At 64.5% G+C, this 17,146-nt stretch carries 18 protein-coding genes and 1 pseudogene; 9 read left to right on the forward strand and 10 right to left on the reverse strand.

Going from position 1 to position 17,146, the window contains the following annotated elements; all coding sequences use genetic code 11:
• Window positions 1–23 precede the first annotated feature (23 nt).
• From ACMUJL_RS15225 to ACMUJL_RS15250, 6 genes are all read right to left on the reverse strand, one after another.
• On the reverse strand, window positions 24–1,070 hold the full coding sequence (locus ACMUJL_RS15225; RefSeq protein WP_068290508.1) for a threonine aldolase family protein: 1,047 nt from the start codon (window positions 1,068–1,070) through the stop codon (window positions 24–26).
• Complete coding sequence (locus ACMUJL_RS15230) at window positions 1,070–1,540, reverse strand: YcgN family cysteine cluster protein (RefSeq protein WP_068290608.1); 471 nt, start codon at window positions 1,538–1,540, stop codon at window positions 1,070–1,072. Before ACMUJL_RS15230 ends, ACMUJL_RS15225 begins: the two co-directional genes overlap by 1 nt.
• A complete protein-coding gene (locus ACMUJL_RS15235) occupies window positions 1,537–2,478 on the reverse strand; it encodes a bifunctional riboflavin kinase/FAD synthetase (protein ID WP_375573071.1) in 942 nt (313 codons plus the stop codon). The genes ACMUJL_RS15230 and ACMUJL_RS15235 overlap by 4 nt, the downstream gene beginning before the upstream one ends.
• Window positions 2,479–2,585: 107 nt before the next feature.
• Window positions 2,586–2,969, reverse strand: coding sequence for a hypothetical protein (locus tag ACMUJL_RS15240; protein WP_375573069.1), 384 nt, complete (start codon window positions 2,967–2,969; stop codon window positions 2,586–2,588).
• A 679-nt stretch (window positions 2,970–3,648) separates the two neighbouring features.
• A complete protein-coding gene (locus tag ACMUJL_RS15245; RefSeq protein WP_068290609.1) occupies window positions 3,649–4,092 on the reverse strand; it encodes a MaoC family dehydratase in 444 nt (147 codons plus the stop codon).
• Between the two features lie 115 nt (window positions 4,093–4,207).
• Entirely contained in the window at window positions 4,208–5,080 is an 873-nt protein-coding gene (locus tag ACMUJL_RS15250; RefSeq protein ID WP_068290515.1) for a TIGR01459 family HAD-type hydrolase, read from the reverse strand.
• A 168-nt stretch (window positions 5,081–5,248) separates the two neighbouring features.
• On the opposite strand from ACMUJL_RS15250, the gene ACMUJL_RS15255 reads away from it, so the two are divergent.
• Window positions 5,249–5,524 carry a hypothetical protein gene (locus ACMUJL_RS15255; RefSeq protein ID WP_375573066.1) on the forward strand — a complete coding sequence of 92 codons (276 nt, stop codon included), beginning with the start codon at window positions 5,249–5,251 and terminating at the stop codon, window positions 5,522–5,524.
• A gap of 67 nt (window positions 5,525–5,591) precedes the next feature.
• Here ACMUJL_RS15255 and ACMUJL_RS15260 read toward each other — a convergent pair whose 3' ends face one another.
• Complete coding sequence (locus ACMUJL_RS15260) at window positions 5,592–6,512, reverse strand: manganese-dependent inorganic pyrophosphatase (protein ID WP_068290517.1); 921 nt, start codon at window positions 6,510–6,512, stop codon at window positions 5,592–5,594.
• A 167-nt stretch (window positions 6,513–6,679) separates the two neighbouring features.
• On the opposite strand from ACMUJL_RS15260, the gene ACMUJL_RS15265 reads away from it, so the two are divergent.
• The 3 genes from ACMUJL_RS15265 (at window position 6,680) to groL (ending at window position 9,442) form a co-directional block, all read left to right on the forward strand.
• Window positions 6,680–7,324 (forward strand): DUF2161 domain-containing phosphodiesterase, encoded by a 645-nt coding sequence (locus tag ACMUJL_RS15265; RefSeq protein ID WP_416914331.1) that lies wholly within the window; start codon window positions 6,680–6,682, stop codon window positions 7,322–7,324.
• Window positions 7,325–7,471: 147 nt separating this feature from the next.
• Window positions 7,472–7,759 (forward strand): co-chaperone GroES, encoded by a 288-nt coding sequence (locus ACMUJL_RS15270; protein WP_068290520.1) that lies wholly within the window; start codon window positions 7,472–7,474, stop codon window positions 7,757–7,759.
• A gap of 39 nt (window positions 7,760–7,798) precedes the next feature.
• Entirely contained in the window at window positions 7,799–9,442 is a 1,644-nt protein-coding gene (gene groL, locus ACMUJL_RS15275) for a chaperonin GroEL (RefSeq protein ID WP_068290522.1), read from the forward strand.
• Window positions 9,443–9,514: 72 nt separating this feature from the next.
• Here groL and ACMUJL_RS15280 read toward each other — a convergent pair whose 3' ends face one another.
• Window positions 9,515–10,531, reverse strand: coding sequence for an alpha/beta hydrolase family protein (locus tag ACMUJL_RS15280; RefSeq protein WP_375573061.1), 1,017 nt, complete (start codon window positions 10,529–10,531; stop codon window positions 9,515–9,517).
• 150 nt (window positions 10,532–10,681) lie between these two features.
• On the opposite strand from ACMUJL_RS15280, the gene ACMUJL_RS15285 reads away from it, so the two are divergent.
• Entirely contained in the window at window positions 10,682–11,515 is an 834-nt protein-coding gene (locus ACMUJL_RS15285; RefSeq protein ID WP_375573059.1) for a DMT family transporter, read from the forward strand.
• A 154-nt stretch (window positions 11,516–11,669) separates the two neighbouring features.
• On the forward strand, window positions 11,670–12,152 hold the full coding sequence (locus ACMUJL_RS15290; RefSeq protein ID WP_375573057.1) for a GNAT family N-acetyltransferase: 483 nt from the start codon (window positions 11,670–11,672) through the stop codon (window positions 12,150–12,152).
• Window positions 12,153–12,161: 9 nt separating this feature from the next.
• Here the strand turns inward: ACMUJL_RS15290 and ACMUJL_RS15295 are convergent, their stop codons facing one another.
• On the reverse strand, window positions 12,162–12,605 hold the full coding sequence (locus ACMUJL_RS15295) for an NUDIX domain-containing protein (RefSeq protein WP_068290529.1): 444 nt from the start codon (window positions 12,603–12,605) through the stop codon (window positions 12,162–12,164).
• A gap of 122 nt (window positions 12,606–12,727) precedes the next feature.
• Between ACMUJL_RS15295 and ACMUJL_RS15300 the strand changes: the two are divergent.
• Together ACMUJL_RS15300 and ACMUJL_RS15305 are read left to right on the forward strand one after the other, a co-directional pair.
• A pseudogene (locus tag ACMUJL_RS15300) lies at window positions 12,728–13,446 on the forward strand (esterase/lipase family protein).
• Complete coding sequence (locus tag ACMUJL_RS15305; RefSeq protein WP_375573877.1) at window positions 13,446–14,588, forward strand: alpha-D-ribose 1-methylphosphonate 5-triphosphate diphosphatase; 1,143 nt, start codon at window positions 13,446–13,448, stop codon at window positions 14,586–14,588. Before ACMUJL_RS15300 ends, ACMUJL_RS15305 begins: the two are co-directional and overlap by 1 nt.
• A gap of 84 nt (window positions 14,589–14,672) precedes the next feature.
• On the opposite strand, the gene ACMUJL_RS15310 is transcribed toward ACMUJL_RS15305, so the two are convergent.
• Window positions 14,673–15,602, reverse strand: a complete 930-nt coding sequence (locus ACMUJL_RS15310) for an MBL fold metallo-hydrolase (RefSeq protein ID WP_068290531.1) — start codon at window positions 15,600–15,602, stop codon at window positions 14,673–14,675.
• 171 nt (window positions 15,603–15,773) lie between these two features.
• Between ACMUJL_RS15310 and gltX the strand changes: the two genes are divergently transcribed.
• A complete protein-coding gene (gene gltX / locus ACMUJL_RS15315; protein ID WP_375573055.1) occupies window positions 15,774–17,099 on the forward strand; it encodes a glutamate--tRNA ligase in 1,326 nt (441 codons plus the stop codon).
• Window positions 17,100–17,146 lie beyond the last annotated feature (47 nt).

Here is a 17,146-nt window from a genome sequence, read left to right on the forward strand (position 1 = left end):
GCAAGAAGAAGCAGGTGGCCGGATCAGCCCGCCGCGATGCGCAGGAACTGGTCGATCTGGTCATGGCTGATGGACCAGTCGCAGACCAGTCGCGCCGCCAGCGGTTCGGCCGGATCGTCGCCGTCCAGTGAACCGGACCAGATGTAATAGACCGCCCCTGCATCATGCAGGCGCTTGTGCGTGGCGCGTGGCAGGTTGGCGAAGATCATGTTGGCCTGCGGCTCGTGCAGGAAAGACGCGGCGGGGATCGCGCGCAAACCGTCGATCAGCCGCGCGGCATTGGCATTGGCGCGCCGCGCCGATGTCAGCCAAAGCTCGTCGGTCAGAAAGGCCAGCATCTGCGCCGAGAGGTAACGGTGCTTGGAAAACAGATGCGCGCCACGCTTGCGGCGCAGTTCGAACTCCCAGGCCTTGGCGGGATCGAAGAAGATCACCGCCTCGACCCCCGGCAGGCCGTTCTTGGTGCCGCCGAAGCTGACGGCGTCGACGCCCGCCTTCCATGTCATTTCGGCCGCGGTGCAGCCCAGGGCGACCATGGCATTGGCAAAGCGCGCGCCGTCCAGATGCACGGGCAGGCCGAATTCCCTTGCGACACCCGAGAGGGCCGCGATTTCGGCGCAGGTATAGACGCGGCCGCGTTCCGTGACATTGGTGATCGACACCGGACCGCGCTGGGGCCCATGCACGCCGCGGGTTTCTTCCGCCTGAATGGCCGAGCGCAGGGCCGCGGCGGTCATCTTGTCGCTGTCGCCCACCAGGGTCAGCTTGGCGCCGCCCGAATAGAATTCGGGGGCGTTGCATTCATCTTCGTGGATATGGGCCACGGGCGAACAGAAGACCGTCTGCCAGGGCTGGCCCAGTGTGGCCAGCGCCAGTGAATTGGCGGCGGTGCCGGTGGCGACCAGGTAGATCGCGGCCTCCGGCGCCTCGAACACCGCGCGCAGATGTGCGCGCACATCGGCCATGATCGGATCGTTGCCATAGGGCATGGCGAAGCCCTGGTTTGCATCGACCAGCGCCTGCATCACCTGGGGATGGGCGGGGCCCGCATTGTCGGAGGCAAAGAACATCAGGTCGGCTCCTCTATGATATGGTCTTCCCAGTCCTCTTCGGGGACTTCGAATTCGGGGATCGTGAATCCCTGAACGGAGACGCCGGCATCATGCACGGTCTGCGGATCGCCCGAGATCAGCGGGTGCCAGTCAAACAGCGGCTTGCCGGTCCACAGCAGCTTGTAGGCGCAGGTTTCCGGCATCCAGTAAAGGTTCTTGTCCATGTTCCGGGGGCTGAGCACGATGCATTCCGGCACGAACTGGTGGCGGATCGCATATTGGCTGCACTGGCAGGTGCTGTCATCCAGCAGCCGGCAGGCGATGCGGGTCAGGGCCACTTCGCCGGTATCCTCGTCCTCCAGCTTGTTCAGGCAGCATTTGCCGCAGCCGTCGCACAGCGCCTCCCATTCGGGCTGGGTCAGCCGGTCGATCGGGTGTTTTTCCCAGAAGCGGGGGCGCAATCCGTCGCGGTTGATCGGATCGCTCATGGTGCGGCCAGGATGGTGCGGGCGCGGGCGCAATCTGCGTCCATCTGGGTGATCAGCGCTTCGAGACTGTCGAACTTTTCTTCGGGGCGCAGGAATTCGACCAGCCCCACCGACAGGGGCACCCCGTAAAGATCGCCCTTGAAGTCGAACAGGAAAGTTTCAAGATTGGGCTTGTTCACCCCGAACATCGGTCGCACCCCCATCGAGGCGGCACCATGGTAGCTGCCTTTGTGCGGGCCTTCCAGCACATCGACCAGCACGGCATAGACCCCGAAACGTGGCGGGTGCAGCCCGTCGATGGACATGTTGGCCGTGGGATAGCCCAGTTCGCGCCCGCGCTGATCGCCGGTGATCACGCGGCCTTCGATGCGGTGCCAATGGCCCAGCATGGCGGCGGCCTCGCGCGGGTTGCCATCGGTCAGCGCGTTGCGGATCGCGGTCGAGGACACGGCATTGCCGCTGTCGCCCTCCAGCAGGCGCGCGATGGTCACGCCGAAGCCCATCTCGGCGCCGAAATCGACCAGATGCTGCGCGGTGCCCGCGCGCCCCTTGCCAAAGCAGAAATCGGCCCCGATGACGATGTGCTTCAGCCCCAGCCCATCCGCGATGACCCGCTGCGCGAAATCGCGCGGGCTCAGCGCCGACAGGGCGGCGTTGAAGTTCAGCTCATAGAGTTTCTCGACGCCCAGCTTTTCCAGCCGGTGCGCGCGCGCCTCGCGGCTCATCAACCGGAACGGCGGGGCGTCGGGGGCGAAGTATTGGCGCGGGTGGGGCTCGAAGGTCATCACCCCCAAGGGCGCGCCGATGGTTTCGCCGGCCTTGCGGGCCATGTCGATGACGGACCTGTGGCCCAGATGGACCCCGTCGAAATTGCCGATCGCGGCGGAAGCGCCCCGATCTGCCGTGTCAAGATAGGTGTAATCCCGGATGATCCGCATGGCGCAGGGTTAGCGCCCGATGCGGGGCGGTGCAAGTATCAACAGAAGTGCATCACAAAAGGCCCGCGCGCAGACATGGCCTGACAGCCCCGCAAGGCCCCGCCGGATCATTCCACCCCGGCATGCAGGGGGATCACCATGGCAATCGAATGTCCGTCCGGATCAACCTCGAACGGCTGGGTGCGCCAATAGAGGATGTTGTTGTTCACCCAGCCCCGCGCCAGAATCTCGGGGATATCCGGCGGTGCCGCCGTGGGATCGGTGCTGGGGGGCACATAGAGCCCGTAGCCGTCAAAAGTCAGCCTGCCGCCACGTTCTGTGCCATATGGGGCACCGGTCGAGCTTGCGCGATATATCTGGATCCGAAAGGCTGGCAACATCCCTCCGGCATCGGTACGGATATCGTGCCGTTCCAGCACAACGAAACTACCCCCCATCTGATTGCCAAGATAGGTAGCGTTGTCGGGGACCTGCACAATGTTGCTTGCCACGGCGTCTGCTCCGGTGATGGCCAGCCCGATCACAAGGGCGGCTATGGCAAGCACGTTACCCGGATATCTGCCAAATACTTTCACGGAGTCTATCGCCCTCCAGGTTATAGGTGATGTAATTGTTCAACAATCCGCGTTCCATCTCTGCCTTGGGGTTGGAATTCCAGACCGGAATCGGGCCAAACCAACTCCACCCTCCGGCATGGTTGACCTTGTGGGCGAACATCATGCAGCTATTGGTGACAAGATGATATTCGCTGCGAAAACCCTCTGCAAAAACCTGCTGCCTTTATCAAGTTGCACAAGGTAAGGCGCGACATCATCGCAATCCGAGCTGTCCTCGTCTGATGCCGTGGCGGGCAATAAAGTCCGATGCGGCAGGCCCGAGCCCTCAAGCATCTGAACAAGGCCGAAAAAGCGGGCGGCATCCAGAACGGCATAGGCCTGACGATCCGACGATGCAGGGAAAAGCACCTCCGCCAGAGGATCAGGAAGGGACGTGCCGTCCCGGTCAAAAAGGCTTGTGAAAGGGCGAACGTCGCAGGATCAAGGACCATGCCACGTGCTGGGTAGGGGCGGTACGGTTGAAACCCGCTCGATGTCACGACAAGGACCACTCGTTACAGAACCAAATACGTCAGCAACACGTGCCTTTGTGGTGGCCCGTGTTGCAGCCGTTTTAGTCGAACTTGCGGCTTGGGGCCAGAACCGTGGCTTCGCCGATCAACACTTTCTTGCCATTGACCATGCAGCGGCAATCCAGTTGGACGCGGCGCTTGGCGTGGTCGATGCCGATCACCTCGACCTCGGCATGGACCATGTCGCCGGGGCGCACGGGGCCCAGGAACTTGAGGCTTTGACCCATGTAGACGGTGCCGTGGCCGGGCAGCTGTTCACCGATCACCGCCGAGATCAGCCCGGCGGTCAGCATCCCATGCGCGATGCGCCCTTCGAAAATCGTGTCGCGGGCATAGTCGTCGTCCAGGTGCACCGGGTTCCGGTCGGTCGATACCTCGGCGAAAAGCTCGATGTCACGGTCGGTCACGACCTTCCGCAGGTGGCGGGTCATGCCCATCTCGATATCTTCGATACAGATCGTGCCGCGAGGCATATTGTCCAACATCCGACCCTCCAGACTGTCCATCAGCATAAAGCCGCAAAGTAATATTCGGACCCTTGGCGGCCCTAAGTTGCAACTTTATTACTTTGCAATTGCAGAAAAGCAAGTGCTAAGTAGGTCAGCGCAGATGACCTATGGTGAAGGTCGGCGCAGATTTTTCCTTGTCCAGATAGGCTGTCAGCGCGGTTTCGTCCGGCTGGCCCCTGGTCTGCGTCTCGCTGCGCGCCAACCCGCCCGAGATGAAGAGGGAATCGATATCCTCGCCCATGGCGCCCTGAATGTCGGTATGGATCCCGTCCCCGATGGCCAGGATGTTGCGGTCGGCCACATCGCGCCCAAGGGCCGACAGGCGGCGGCGCGCAAGGTCATAGATCGGCGGATGCGGCTTGCCGAAATACAGGCTTTCGCCACCCATTTCGGTATAAAGCCGGGCGACAGCGCCGGCGCACCATTCGCGCGCCTCGCCCCGGTCCACGACGATATCGGGATTGGCGCAGAGCAGTTTCATCCCCTTCTGCTTGGCAAAAAGCAGTTGCGGCCGCAGGACCGAAGGGTCGGCCACGGGATCGAAGGGCCCGGTGCAGACGATGCCGGTGGCCTCGTCCAGCGGGGTCAGCGTGATCTCGACCGGGTTTTCGACCACTTGGATCGGGTCGAAGAAGGGCATGTCGCGATCTTCGCCGATGAAGAAGATGCGCTCGCCCACCGCGCCGCGACGCATGGCCGCGCGCGCCGAATCGCCCGAGGTGGCGATCGTGTCCCAGGCGTCGCGCGGCACGCCGAAATGCGCCAGCTGGGTTTCGACGCCCGCGCGCGGCTTGGGCGAGTTGGTGACCAGCACCACGATCCCGCCACCGGCGCGATAGGCCTGAAGGGCCGCGACCGCCTCGGGCAGGGCGCGCACACCGTCATGCACGCAGCCCCAAAGGTCGACGAACAGGGCGTCATAATTGCTGGCGATCTCGGAAAGGGCGTTGATGATCCGTGTCATGGCATGGTCTCCGTCCTGGAAGGGTCGCGGACTGCATACGCCAGAGCGGCGCGATGATCCATGCGGGTCGGTGGCGAATCCCTGCCGAGTGGCGCGGGCCGTGGTTTATATATTCCGAAAATAATATATTTAAGGGCGTGGAAGCGTCGAGCAAAAGGAAAGCAGATCATGAAGACCAAGACCGCCGCAGGCATCCTGTTTGCGATATGTGCCGTGACGCCCGCCATGGCCGGGCACAACAACCCCTGGGCCACGCAGGACGATACGATCCTGTCGCAGAACCACGACACGAACCTGCCGCAAAGCCTGGATACACCCGGCGAGGACGAGATGCTTGGCGTCATGGTCCGCAATGCGCGCGGCAAGCTGGACGGTCTGTCCGGCGGTCAGCGGGGCAAGGGTGGTGCTGCCGCGCATCGCCAACAAAAAGGCCCGCGCAGCTGATCGCGCGGGCCGTCGGTCACACAAGGGCAGGGGCGGCCGCAATCCGGGCCGTCCCTTCTGTTTCGGCTCAGAGCGTCAGAACCGGGATGATCTGCTTCTTGCGGCTCATCACGCCGGGCAGAACCACGGTGTCGCCGGTCACGGTCACGCCGAATGACTTCTCGGCCAGGGTCTTGACCAGGTCGTTCGGCACCAGAAGCGTTGCTTCCTCGTTCAGGATGTCCACGACGAACAGGATCACCTGATCCGCGCCGTCTTCCTTGGCGACATCGACCATGGACGCCATCAGGCTGTCCTTGCGGTCCAGCACCATCTTGGGCGAGGTGGTTTCCAGCACGGACACACGGAATTCCTTGCCGGCGACGGTATATTCCTTGCTGTCCATGCGCAGAAGTTCCGCGTCCGAGAAAGCAGAGACATCGGATTTCGCCGCGAACAGTTCGGCCGCGTAATCCGCGATCGAGATGCCCAGGTCCTGCGCCAGCTTCTCGGCCACGGCACGGTCGTGATCCGTGGTGGTCGGGCTGCGGAATTCCAGCGTGTCGGACAGGATGCAGGACAGCATGGCGCATTTGATGTTCTCGGGCATCTTGCCCATGTCATCGCCGATCAGGTCATGCATGATGGTGGCGGTGCAGGCCAGCGGGCGGATCGTGATGTCGATCGGACCCTTGGTTTCCAGCCCGCCGACCAGCTTGTGGTGGTCGATGATGCTGATGATGTCGGCGTCATTGATCCCGGCAGGCAGTTCGGCCGGGTTGTTGGTGTCGACGATCACGACGGGTGCGCCCGCGTCCACGCCCGCGATGATCTGCGGCTTGGGCAGGTCCCAGCGCTTGAGCACGAAAGCGGCTTCGGTATTGGGTTCGCCCAGCAGCTTTGCTTCGGCGGGTGTGCCTTTGATTTCGGTCAGATACCAGGCCCAGATGATGGGCGAGCCGGTGGAATCCGTGTCGGGGGATTTGTGTCCGAAAACCTGAATGGTCATTGCAATGGTCCTGTAACGGGTGGATTTGCGCGCCTTATAGGCATGCAGGGCGGCATTGTCACCTGTAGATGCTGCATGGCAGCATGGTGGCCCGTTCGGGCCGGGTTGGACATTTCGCGACCTCTGCGGGATAGTCTGCCCGCATGGCAAGGCAGGATGGGCGACGCGTGCGGGAAAGTGATCTCTATGGTCCGGTCAAGACATTCCTGACCGGGCAGGGCTACGAGGTGAAGGGCGAGGTGGGCGCGCTGGACGTGCTGGCCCTGCGTGGGGACGAGCCGCCGCTTGTGGTGGAGCTGAAGACCGGGTTTTCGCTGACGCTGCTGCATCAGGCCGTGGCCCGGCAGGCGATCACCGATCTGGTCTATGTCGCGGTGCCGCAGCCTTCCGGCAAGGCCGGTGCCAAGGCCCTGCGGGCCAATGTCGGGCTTTGCCGCAGGCTGGGGCTGGGCGTGCTGACGGTGCGCCTGTCCGACGGTTTGGTGTTGGCGCAGGCCGATCCCGGACCGTTCCAGCCGCGCAAGCAGCCCAGGCGCCGGGCGACCTTGCTGCGCGAATTCCAGCGGCTTGCGGGGGACCCGAATCGTGGCGGCTCCACCCGGCAGGGGCTGATGACCGGCTACCGGCAGGATGCGTTGCGCTGCGCTGCCGTTCTGGCAGAGGCCGGTCCCAGCAGGGGGCGCGACGTGGCCGCTGCCACAGGCGTGGCCACGGCCACGCGGATCATGGCCGACAATCACCATGGCTGGTTTCAGCGCGTGGAGACAGGCGTTTACGCGCTGACCGAAGCGGGTCGCGCCGCCCTCGATTGACCCGGCAAGACCGTTCGATTTTTCGCAACTGCCCTGTTGACAGCCCCGGATCACATCCCTAGCTATGCGCCGTTAGCACTCGTGCAGTACGAGTGCTAATACCCCGAACGGGGTTTGGGAGAAACTTTGAGCCAAGGAGCCTCAGAGATGGCATTTACACCGCTTCATGACCGCGTGCTGGTCCGCCGCGTGGAAAGCGACGAAAAGACCAAGGGTGGTCTGATCATCCCCGAAAGCGCGAAAGAGAAACCCGCCGAGGGTATCGTTGTCGCCGTTGGCGCAGGCGCGAAAGACGATGATGGCGACCGCATCGCCATGGACGTCAAGGCAGGCGACAAGGTCCTGTTCGGCAAGTGGTCAGGCACTGAAGTCACCCTCGATGGTGAAGAGCTGCTGATCATGAAAGAATCCGACATCATGGGCATCATCGCCTGATCGTCCTCCCCGACATTCTGAAATTCAGGAGCAATCAACATGGCTGCTAAAGACGTCAAGTTTTCATCCGACGCCCGCAACCGCATGCTGAAAGGCGTCAACACGCTGGCAGATGCCGTCAAGGTCACGCTGGGTCCCAAGGGCCGCAACGTGGTTCTGGACAAATCCTTCGGCGCACCGCGCATCACCAAGGACGGTGTGTCCGTGGCCAAGGAAATCGAACTGGAAGACAAGTTCGAGAACATGGGCGCGCAGATGGTGAAGGAAGTCGCTTCGCGCACCAATGACGAAGCAGGCGACGGCACCACCACCGCCACCGTGCTGGCCCAGGCCATCATCAAGGAAGGCATGAAGGCTGTTGCTGCCGGCATGAACCCGATGGACCTCAAGCGCGGCATCGATCTTGCGACCACCAAGGTCGTGGACGCGATCAAGGCTGCGGCCCGTGACGTGAGCGACAGCGCCGAAGTGGCGCAGGTCGGCACCATCTCGGCCAACGGCGAAGCCGAAATCGGCCGCCAGATCGCAGATGCGATGCAGAAGGTTGGCAACGAGGGTGTCATCACCGTCGAAGAGAACAAGGGCCTGGAAACCGAGACCATCGTGGTCGAAGGGATGCAGTTCGATCGTGGCTACCTCAGCCCCTATTTCGTGACCAACCCCGACAAGATGATCGCGGATCTGGAAGACTGCATGATCCTGCTGCACGAGAAGAAACTCTCGTCGCTGCAGCCGATGGTGCCGCTGCTCGAGTCCGTGATCCAGTCGCAGAAGCCGCTGCTGATCATTGCAGAGGACGTGGAAGGTGAAGCGCTGGCGACCCTGGTCGTCAACAAGCTGCGCGGCGGTCTGAAGATCGCAGCCGTCAAGGCGCCCGGCTTCGGTGATCGCCGCAAGGCGATGCTGCAGGACATCGCGATCCTGACCGGTGGTCAGGTCATCAGCGAAGACCTGGGCATGAAGCTGGAATCCGTGACCATCGACATGCTGGGTTCGGCCAAGAAAATCTCGATCACCAAGGACGAAACCACCATCGTGGACGGCCATGGCGAGAAGGCCGAGATCGAAGCCCGCGTGGCCCAGATCCGTCAGCAGATCGAAGAAACCACCAGCGACTACGACCGTGAGAAGCTGCAGGAACGTGTGGCCAAGCTGGCTGGCGGCGTTGCCGTCATCCGCGTCGGCGGCATGACCGAAACCGAAGTGAAAGAGCGCAAGGACCGCGTCGATGACGCGCTGAACGCAACCCGCGCGGCCGTTCAGGAAGGCATCGTCGTCGGTGGCGGTGTTGCTCTGATCCAGGCGGGCAAGACGCTGGAAGGTCTCAAGGGCGCGAACAGCGACCAGGACGTCGGCATCTCGATCGTGCGCAAGGCCATCGAAGCCCCGCTGCGCCAGATCGCCGAAAACTCGGGCGTGGACGGTTCGGTCGTTGCGGGCAAGATCCGCGAAAGCAGCGACAAGACCTTTGGCTTCAACGCGCAGACCGAAGAATATGGCGACATGTTCAAGTTCGGCGTGATCGACCCGGCCAAGGTTGTGCGTACCGCGCTGCAGGACGCAGCATCGGTTGCCGGTCTGCTGATCACCACCGAGGCGATGGTGGCTGATCGCCCCGCCAAGGAAGGTGCAGGCGCCGGTGGCGGCATGCCCGACATGGGCGGCATGGGCGGCATGATGTAATCTGCCGTTTCAGCGAAACAGGGGAAGGGCTCGCCACTGGCGGGCCCTTTTCCTTTGGCGGGGGCCGTGGGATCAGGGCTTGCGCGTCATCGTCAGGAACTGGCGGAACGCGTTCGCAAAGGCCTCGGGGTTTTCGGCGTGCGATTGCAGGTGATCCGCCCCGGTCAGCAGGCCCACGGTCGTTTCCGCCGTGTCGGATGCCGCGCGCAACCGCAGCAGATGGCGGGATGTCGCAACCGGCACCACACGATCCGCACTGCCATGCGCAAGGAACAGCGGCCCATAGAACCCGGCATAGCGCCCGGTCACGCTGGCTTCGGCCAGGTCGGATGTCTGCGTCACGCGCAGCAGCAGCAGCGTGCTGCGGGCCACGACGCTTGGCAGGGGCAGGCCCATGTTGCGCGCCATGTGTTCCAGAACTGCGCTGAATTCCAGCGCGGGGGAGTCCACCGCGATGGCGCTGACCCGCGACGCCTCGGGGCTGCGGGCCATGAACTGGCCCAGGATCGCCCCGCCCATCGAATCCGCAACGATCATGACCTCGCCATAGCCCCGGTCGCGCAGGGCCAGAACGGCGGCCTCCAGATCGGGCCATTCCGTCAGGCCGAAGCCGAAACGTCCGTCCGGCGATGCGGGGGCGTTGTCGTCATTGCGGTAGCTGATCAGCAGCGCGGGAAGCCCCGCCTCGTGCAGCAACGGCAGGAAACGGTACCCATCCTCGCGCGCGCCGGCGATCCCGTGCACATAGAGGGCTGCCATATGCGGCTGCGGTGCGCCGGGCTTGAAGGGCTCGGGGACAAGCCATGCCTCTGCCGGTCCCAGCGTCGTCTGGATCGCAAGCGTTTCGAATGGCAGCCCAAGGGCGATCTGCGGGTCGCCGCGATAGCCCAGGCTGGCCGGGTCCTGCGCCGGGGCGGCGGCGTTGACACGCTGCGCCAGGGTGCCTGCCGTCAGAAGCTGGCTGGCCGTGCGGTGCAGCCCCATCGAGGCGCTGATGATATAGAGCGCGGCAAGAACGACCAGCGCCATGGCAATGGGCACTCCGTACTTGCGGGTGCGGGAGCGGCGTCGGACGCGGACCAGGGGCATGTGCTTGTCCTTGCTGGAACATTCATTGTGGATTTCAGCCTAGACCGGCCTTTGCTTGCGGATCAAGCACCGCAAGGGTTGTGTCACGACATGTTTCGGTTGCGCGCTTTGCGTCTTCTGTCCGGCGCGTCGATGCGATAGCGATGCGGCATGCGCCTTTTCCTTCTGACTTCCGTGACAATGCTGGCCTTTGCCGCCAATTCCATCCTCAACCGGATGGCGCTTGAGGATGGCACGACGGGCCCCGCCGCTTTCGCGGCGATCCGGCTGGCCGCGGGGGCGTTGTGCCTGTGGCTTCTGGTAGGCGCGCGGCGTGGCGGATGGTGGCCGCGTCTGGACCCTGCGGGCGCGGGCAGTCTTGCGCTTTATGTGCTGGGTTTTTCCTTTGCCTATGTCAGCCTGCCCGCTGGCGTGGGCGCGCTGATCCTGTTCGGTGGCGTGCAGATCACGATGTTCGCGGGTGCCCTGATCCTGCGCGAGGTGGTGCCCGCCCGCCGCTGGGCCGGGGCCGGCCTTGCCATGTGCGGCCTGGGCTGGTTGCTTTGGCCCGCTGGCACCACGGCGCCCGATCCGCTGGGCGCGGCCCTGATGGCAGCGGCGGCGCTGGGCTGGGGCATCTATTCCCTGCTGGGACGGGGGGCGACCGATCCCCTGCGCGCCACGGCAGGCAATTTCATCCTTGCCACGCCCTTGGGCCTGATCCTTTTCGCGCTGCTGCCTGACGGGGCCACGGCCCAGGGGGTGGTGCTGGCGATCCTGTCCGGTGCGGTGACATCGGGCTGCGGCTATGCGCTTTGGTATGCGGTCCTGCCCGCGCTGGGGTCATCCCGCGCGGCGGTGGCGCAGCTTTGCGTGCCGGTCATCGCGGCCCTGGGCGGTCTGGCTCTGCTGGGCGAGGGCCTGAGCCTGCGTTTCATCCTTGCCTCGGCGCTGGTGCTGGGGGGGGTCGCGCTGGCGGCGCTGTCTCCGGCGAAAACGGCGTAGAAGCTAGGCAAGGACGCCTGATTTTCGGGCATCTGATGGCTTTGTTATCGCCTGTGTCCGGCCCTGTGCCCGGCGTGGCTTGTGGCAGGCCCTCGTGATGCCGGATCACCTTGGTCGGGGCGTGGTTCCGCCCCGCGACGGGAGGGGTCTGTCCATGAGCCTGCGATATCTGCTGCCTGAGGATCGCGCCGCGCTGCGCGGCTTGCTGACCGGCTGTTTCGGTGAGCCGGAGCGGGCAGACCTGCTTGAGGGGCTGCGCGATGCCGGGGACCTGCCGCTTGAAATCATCTGGGTCGAAGGGCTGGCGATCCAGGGCTACCTGGGCTTCGCGCGCCATCAAAGCCCCGCGGGCTGGTGGTCGCTGGCGACGCTGGCCGTGCATCCGCGCCGCCGCAAGCGCGGGATCGAGGACGAGTTGATCCGCCAGGGCCTGGACCTTGCCCGGCAGAACAGGGCCAAGGCCGTGACCGTGGTGGGCGATCCTGCCTGGTACCGGCGGTTCGGCTTTTCCGACGTGGCGGCGCAGAACCTTGTCACTCCGACCGAACCGGGGCGCACGTTGTTATACGCGATCCGTCCGGGCATGGCGGGCGTGACCGCCGATCTGACCTATCCCGCAGGTTTGCCGCTGAGCTGAAAGACCGGATCAGCCGGGCAGGATCGGTTCCAGCGGATCATAGCCGAAGCCCCGCGCCCATGCGACATGCGGCAGGCTGTCGGGCTTGAACCGAAGGCCCTGCATTTCGTCGCGCGTGACGAAACGACGGCGGTTGACGATACCTTCGGGATCGGTCCAGTCCGCGGACAGCCGCCCGGCGGTGATGGTGGCGCGAAAGAACACCTCGACCTGGTGAAAGCCGCCTGCGGGATCGTGAAATTCGTTCACCAGGCAGGGCGCGCCCACGCGAATGGTCAGCCCCGTTTCCTCGTGCACCTCGCGGGCCAGGTTGTCGGGCAGGGACTGGCCCCTCTCTGCGCCGCCACCGGGGGCGCACCAGAGGTCCGATCCCGGATCGCGCCATGCATTGACCAGCAAAAGCCGGTTCTCGTGCAGGATCACGGCACGTGTGGCAAGTCTTGGCTGCGGCATCTGACCTCGGGCGGATTGGGCTTTTGCAATGTGGCAAAGGCGACTATCTGTCTGGCATGAAACGCCATGCACTGAAATATGCCTTCGCGCCTTTTCTTGCCATGCTGATCCTTGCCGGTGGCATGGCGGCGCAGCCCCAAAACAGCGAAGAGGGCGCGCAGGCAGAAGAATGCGTGATCATGCTGCATGGGCTGGCCCGCACCGATGCCTCTTTCCTGCTGATGGAGGAGGTGTTCGAGGCCGAGGGCTACAAGGTGGTCAACCCCGGCTATCCCTCTACCGAAGAGACGATCAGTAATCTGGCCACGCAGGTCTTGCCAAGCGCCATTGCGGCCTGCGGCGACAGGGCCATCCACATCGTCACCCATTCGATGGGGGGATTCTCACCCGCGTCTGGATGATTGCGAACCGACCCGAACGGCTGGGCCGGGTGGTGATGCTGGCACCGCCGAATTCCGGGTCCGAAATTGTCGATGTTCTTGGCGATCTCGAGGCGTTCGGCTGGTTCAACGGACCTGCCGGCAAGCAGTTGCGTACCGGTGACAAGGGCATGCCCGCGCATTTGCCGCCCGTGGATTTCGACCTGGGCGTGATTGCGGGGGACAGGTCGCTGAACCCGGTCTTTTCGGCCATGATCGACGGGCCGGACGATGGCAAGGTCTCGGTCGAGAGCACCAGGGTCGAGGGCATGGCCGATCATATCGTGCTGCATGTCACGCATACCTTCATGATGAACAACCCGCTGGTGATTGCGCAGACGCTGGCGTTCTTGCGCGATGGCGCCTTCGATCCCGCGATCAAATGGGGGCAGGCCGTGATGGCGCTGCCGGTGCTGGAATGATGGCGCCGCTGGCGCTGACCCTGACCGGGGCCGAGATCTTGCGGCCCCACGGAATGGAGGCCGCACCGCTGTCATTGGCCGAGGGGCGGATCACCGATGCGGCGCAGGCGCGGGTCGTGGACCTCAGCGGTTTTCGCGTGTTGCCCGGTATTGTCGATGTGCACGGCGACGGGTTCGAGCGGCATCTGGCGCCGCGGCGCGGGGCCATGCGTGACCTGGGGCAGGGTCTGGCGGCGGCCGAGGCGGAACTTGCGGCCAACGGCATAACCACCGCCGTTCTGGCCCAGTTCTGGAGCTGGGAAGGCGGGATGCGGGGGCCGGATTTCGCCCTGCGGTTCCTTGAGGCGCTGACCAATCATCGCGGCCTCGGCACCGACCTGCGCGCGCAACTGCGGATGGAGACGCATCTGTTGGCGGATTATCCCGCCATCGCGGATGCGGTCGTGCGTTTCGGGATCGGCTATGTCGTCTTCAACGATCATCTGCCCCATGCCGCGCTGATCGCGGGCAAGCGTCCGCCGCGCCTTACGGGGCAGGCGCTCAAAAGCGGACGCTCCCCCGATGATCATCTGGCCCTGATCCAGCGGCTGCATGATCTGTCTGCACAGGTGCCTGCGGCGCTGGACGGGCTGGCGGCGCGGTTGAAGGCTCTGGGCGTGATCCTGGGCAGTCATGACGATGCCACGGCAGAAGAGCGGGATGACTGGCGCGGGCGCGGGGCTGCCGTGTCGGAATTCCCCGAAACGCGGATCGCTGCTGCGGCGGCGCGGGCGGGCGGTGACCGGATCGTGCTGGGCGCGCCCAATGTGGTGCGTGGCGGGTCGCATTCCGGCAATGTCGCCGCCGCTGATCTGGTCGCGGACGGGCTCTGCGATGCGCTGGCCTCGGATTATCACTATCCGGCACCCCGACAGGCGGCGCTGATGCTGGCGTATCGCATTGGCCTGCCAGCAGCCTGGGATCTGGTCGCGGCGGGACCGGCGCGTCTGCTGGGGCTGACGGATCGCGGCAATCTGGCGCCGGGCCTGCGCGCCGATCTGCTGGTCATGGACGACACGGGCCATGTCGGCGCGACCATCGCAGGCGGGCGCGTGACGCATATGACGGGTGCCGTGGCTGCGCGGTTCATCGGCACGGTCTGAGCGCCCCGAAACAAAAACGCGCCACCCCCGAGGGAAGGTGGCGCGCCGTGCCGGACAGCCGGTTTACGTCTTGGGGTCTCTGGATCAGCTGTCCATCACGAACTGGTAACTGGCGGGGACATAGTGGAACCCCTCGCCGCGTGCTTCGACAAAACCCAGTGCCGGGAAGGGCATGTGGTAGCCGATGAACGGGATCTTGTCGGCGGCCAGCATGCCGAGGATGTTGCGGCGCGTGGCTGCTGCTGCTGCCTTGTCCATGTCGAAACGCACTTCCCAATCGGGATGGGCCAGCGACCAGACATAGTGGTTGGCGAAATCGGCGCCCAGCACCAGTTGCTGACCTTCGCTTTCGATCATGTAGGTCATGTGGCCCGGCGTATGTCCAAACGCCGCCATGCTGGTGATGCCCGAGGCGACAGTGCCTGCATCGCCGATCATTTCCATCTTCTCGGCCATGGGGCGCACGTTGTTGGCAAAGCCCTCATTGTCGGTGCCGTTCCAGTGATCGAACTCGGCCGACCCGGTCACATAGCGCGCATTCGGGAAGGTCGGCGCGCCATCGGTCATCAGGCCGCCGATATGGTCGCCATGCATGTGGGTCAGAACAACGACATCGATCTGGTCGGGCGTGTAGCCCGCCGCCGCCAGTGCCGCCGTGATGCCCGCGCCGTTCAGGCCGGTGTCGAACAGAACCAGCTCGGCCCCGGTGTTCACGACCGTGGGCGTAAAGAAGAACTGCGACTTGTCGGTCGGGATCAGCGCGGCATCGGACGCGGCCGCGAATTCCTCGGGCGTGACGTTGAGGCCGAAGATCGTGTTCGGATCCGGCACCGTGCGGGTGCCCGCCAGAAGCGAGGTGACGTCGAAACCGCCCAGCTTGATGCGGTTGTAGGGCGCGCGGGACGCGCCCATCAGCGGGGCGGCGGCCTTGGCCCCGGTTGCGGCGACGCCTGCCAGCGGCAAGGCTGCGGCACTGGCTAGAACGGAACGGCGGGACATGTTGATCTTGGTCATCGGGGTCCTCCTGATGGTGACTGCCGGTAACAAGATAGCACGTCTGTCTTTCGAGAGTTGTGCGATCGCGATCACGTGATGTGCCTTTCTGCATCAGGGCCCCCGCGCGTGGCGATTTCTGGACAAATGCCGCGGCCTGTGACAGAGGACGAGCCAACAGGAGATGCCCTCATGACCACGACCCGTTTCGCCCCTTCGCCCACAGGCTACATCCACGTGGGCAACCTGCGCACCGCGCTGATGAACTACCTCATCGCCCGCAAGACCGGGGGCACCTTCATCCTGCGGATCGACGACACCGATCAGGAGCGGTCGAAAGAGGAATATGTCGATCAGCTCAAGCGCGATCTGGACTGGCTTGGCCTGCACTGGGACCGGATCGAGCGGCAATCCCTGCGCCTTGACCGCTATGCCGCCGCCGCCGACCAACTGCGCGCCATGGGCCGGTTCTACGAAGTGTTCGAGACGCCGACCGAGCTGGACCTCAAGCGCAAGAAACAGCTGAACATGGGCAAACCCCCGGTCTATGACCGCGCGCATCTGGGGCTGACCGAGGATCAGAAAGCCGCCTTGCGCGCGGAAGGGCGCGAGGGCTACTGGCGCTTCAAGCTGGACCAGGAACGGATCGAGTGGAAAGACGGCATCCTTGGCGATATCTCTATCGACGCGGCATCCGTCTCCGATCCCGTGCTGATCCGTGCCGATGGGCAAGTGCTTTATACGCTGGCCTCGGTCGTGGATGACACGGAAATGGGCGTCACCCATATCGTGCGCGGATCGGACCATGTGACCAATACCGCGACCCAGATCCAGATCATTCAGGCGCTGGGCGGCACGGTGCCCAGCTTCGCGCATCACTCGCTCCTGACCGGCCCGCAGGGTGAGGCGCTGTCCAAACGCCTGGGCGCGCTGTCGATCAAGGACCTGCGCGCGCAGGGCGTGGAGCCGATGGCCCTGCTGTCGCTGATGGCGCGGCTGGGATCGTCGGACCCGGTCGAGCTGCGCAGCAGCATGGACGAGCTGATCGAGGGTTTCGATATCACCCGCTTCGGTGCGGCCCCCACAAAGTTCGACGAACAGGACCTGTTCCCGCTGACCGCGAAACACCTGCAATCACTGCCGCTGGCGGTGGTGGCCGATGACGTGGCGGCGCTGGGCGTGCCGGCAGACCTGGCCCCCCGGTTCTGGGAGGTCGCGCGCGACAACATCACCACCCGCGCCGATCTGGCCGCATGGTGGGCGCTGTGCCGTGATGGCGCGGACCCCGTGATCGCGGATGAAGACCGCGATTTCGTGGCGCAAGCCCTGACCCTGCTGCCCGAAGGCCCGTTCGACGACCAGACCTGGAGCCAGTGGACCAGCGCCGTCAAGGACGCCACGGGCCGCAAGGGCAAGGGGCTGTTCATGCCGCTGCGCCTGGCGCTGACCGGTCAGGCGCATGGGCCCGACATGGGCGCGCTGATGCCGTTGCTGCAGGTGATCCGCGCACGCGGCTGATCCTTGCGGACCGGGAAGGGGGGCTGTCCGCCCCCCACGTCGAACCT

The organism is Seohaeicola sp. (genome assembly GCF_048006315.1).
Taxonomy (GTDB): domain Bacteria; phylum Pseudomonadota; class Alphaproteobacteria; order Rhodobacterales; family Rhodobacteraceae; genus Seohaeicola.

Excerpts from the sequence above, each read along its gene's own strand:
- ACMUJL_RS15230 (WP_068290608.1), bottom strand. The coding sequence starts at position 1,540 with ATGAGCGATCCGATCAACCGCGACGGATTGCGCCCCCGCTTCTGGGAA.
- groL (WP_068290522.1), top strand. The coding sequence starts at position 7,799 with ATGGCTGCTAAAGACGTCAAGTTTTCATCCGACGCCCGCAACCGCATG.
- ACMUJL_RS15250 (WP_068290515.1), bottom strand. The coding sequence starts at position 5,080 with ATGACACGGATCATCAACGCCCTTTCCGAGATCGCCAGCAATTATGAC.
- ACMUJL_RS15225 (WP_068290508.1), bottom strand. The coding sequence starts at position 1,070 with ATGTTCTTTGCCTCCGACAATGCGGGCCCCGCCCATCCCCAGGTGATG.
- ACMUJL_RS15270 (WP_068290520.1), top strand. The coding sequence starts at position 7,472 with ATGGCATTTACACCGCTTCATGACCGCGTGCTGGTCCGCCGCGTGGAA.
- ACMUJL_RS15305 (WP_375573877.1), top strand. The coding sequence starts at position 13,446 with ATGGCGCCGCTGGCGCTGACCCTGACCGGGGCCGAGATCTTGCGGCCC.
- ACMUJL_RS15310 (WP_068290531.1), bottom strand. The coding sequence starts at position 15,602 with ATGACCAAGATCAACATGTCCCGCCGTTCCGTTCTAGCCAGTGCCGCA.
- ACMUJL_RS15235 (WP_375573071.1), bottom strand. The coding sequence starts at position 2,478 with ATGCGGATCATCCGGGATTACACCTATCTTGACACGGCAGATCGGGGC.
- ACMUJL_RS15295 (WP_068290529.1), bottom strand. The coding sequence starts at position 12,605 with ATGCCGCAGCCAAGACTTGCCACACGTGCCGTGATCCTGCACGAGAAC.
- ACMUJL_RS15290 (WP_375573057.1), top strand. The coding sequence starts at position 11,670 with ATGAGCCTGCGATATCTGCTGCCTGAGGATCGCGCCGCGCTGCGCGGC.
- ACMUJL_RS15285 (WP_375573059.1), top strand. The coding sequence starts at position 10,682 with ATGCGCCTTTTCCTTCTGACTTCCGTGACAATGCTGGCCTTTGCCGCC.
- ACMUJL_RS15255 (WP_375573066.1), top strand. The coding sequence starts at position 5,249 with ATGAAGACCAAGACCGCCGCAGGCATCCTGTTTGCGATATGTGCCGTG.
- ACMUJL_RS15245 (WP_068290609.1), bottom strand. The coding sequence starts at position 4,092 with ATGTTGGACAATATGCCTCGCGGCACGATCTGTATCGAAGATATCGAG.
- gltX (WP_375573055.1), top strand. The coding sequence starts at position 15,774 with ATGACCACGACCCGTTTCGCCCCTTCGCCCACAGGCTACATCCACGTG.
- ACMUJL_RS15260 (WP_068290517.1), bottom strand. The coding sequence starts at position 6,512 with ATGACCATTCAGGTTTTCGGACACAAATCCCCCGACACGGATTCCACC.
- ACMUJL_RS15280 (WP_375573061.1), bottom strand. The coding sequence starts at position 10,531 with ATGCCCCTGGTCCGCGTCCGACGCCGCTCCCGCACCCGCAAGTACGGA.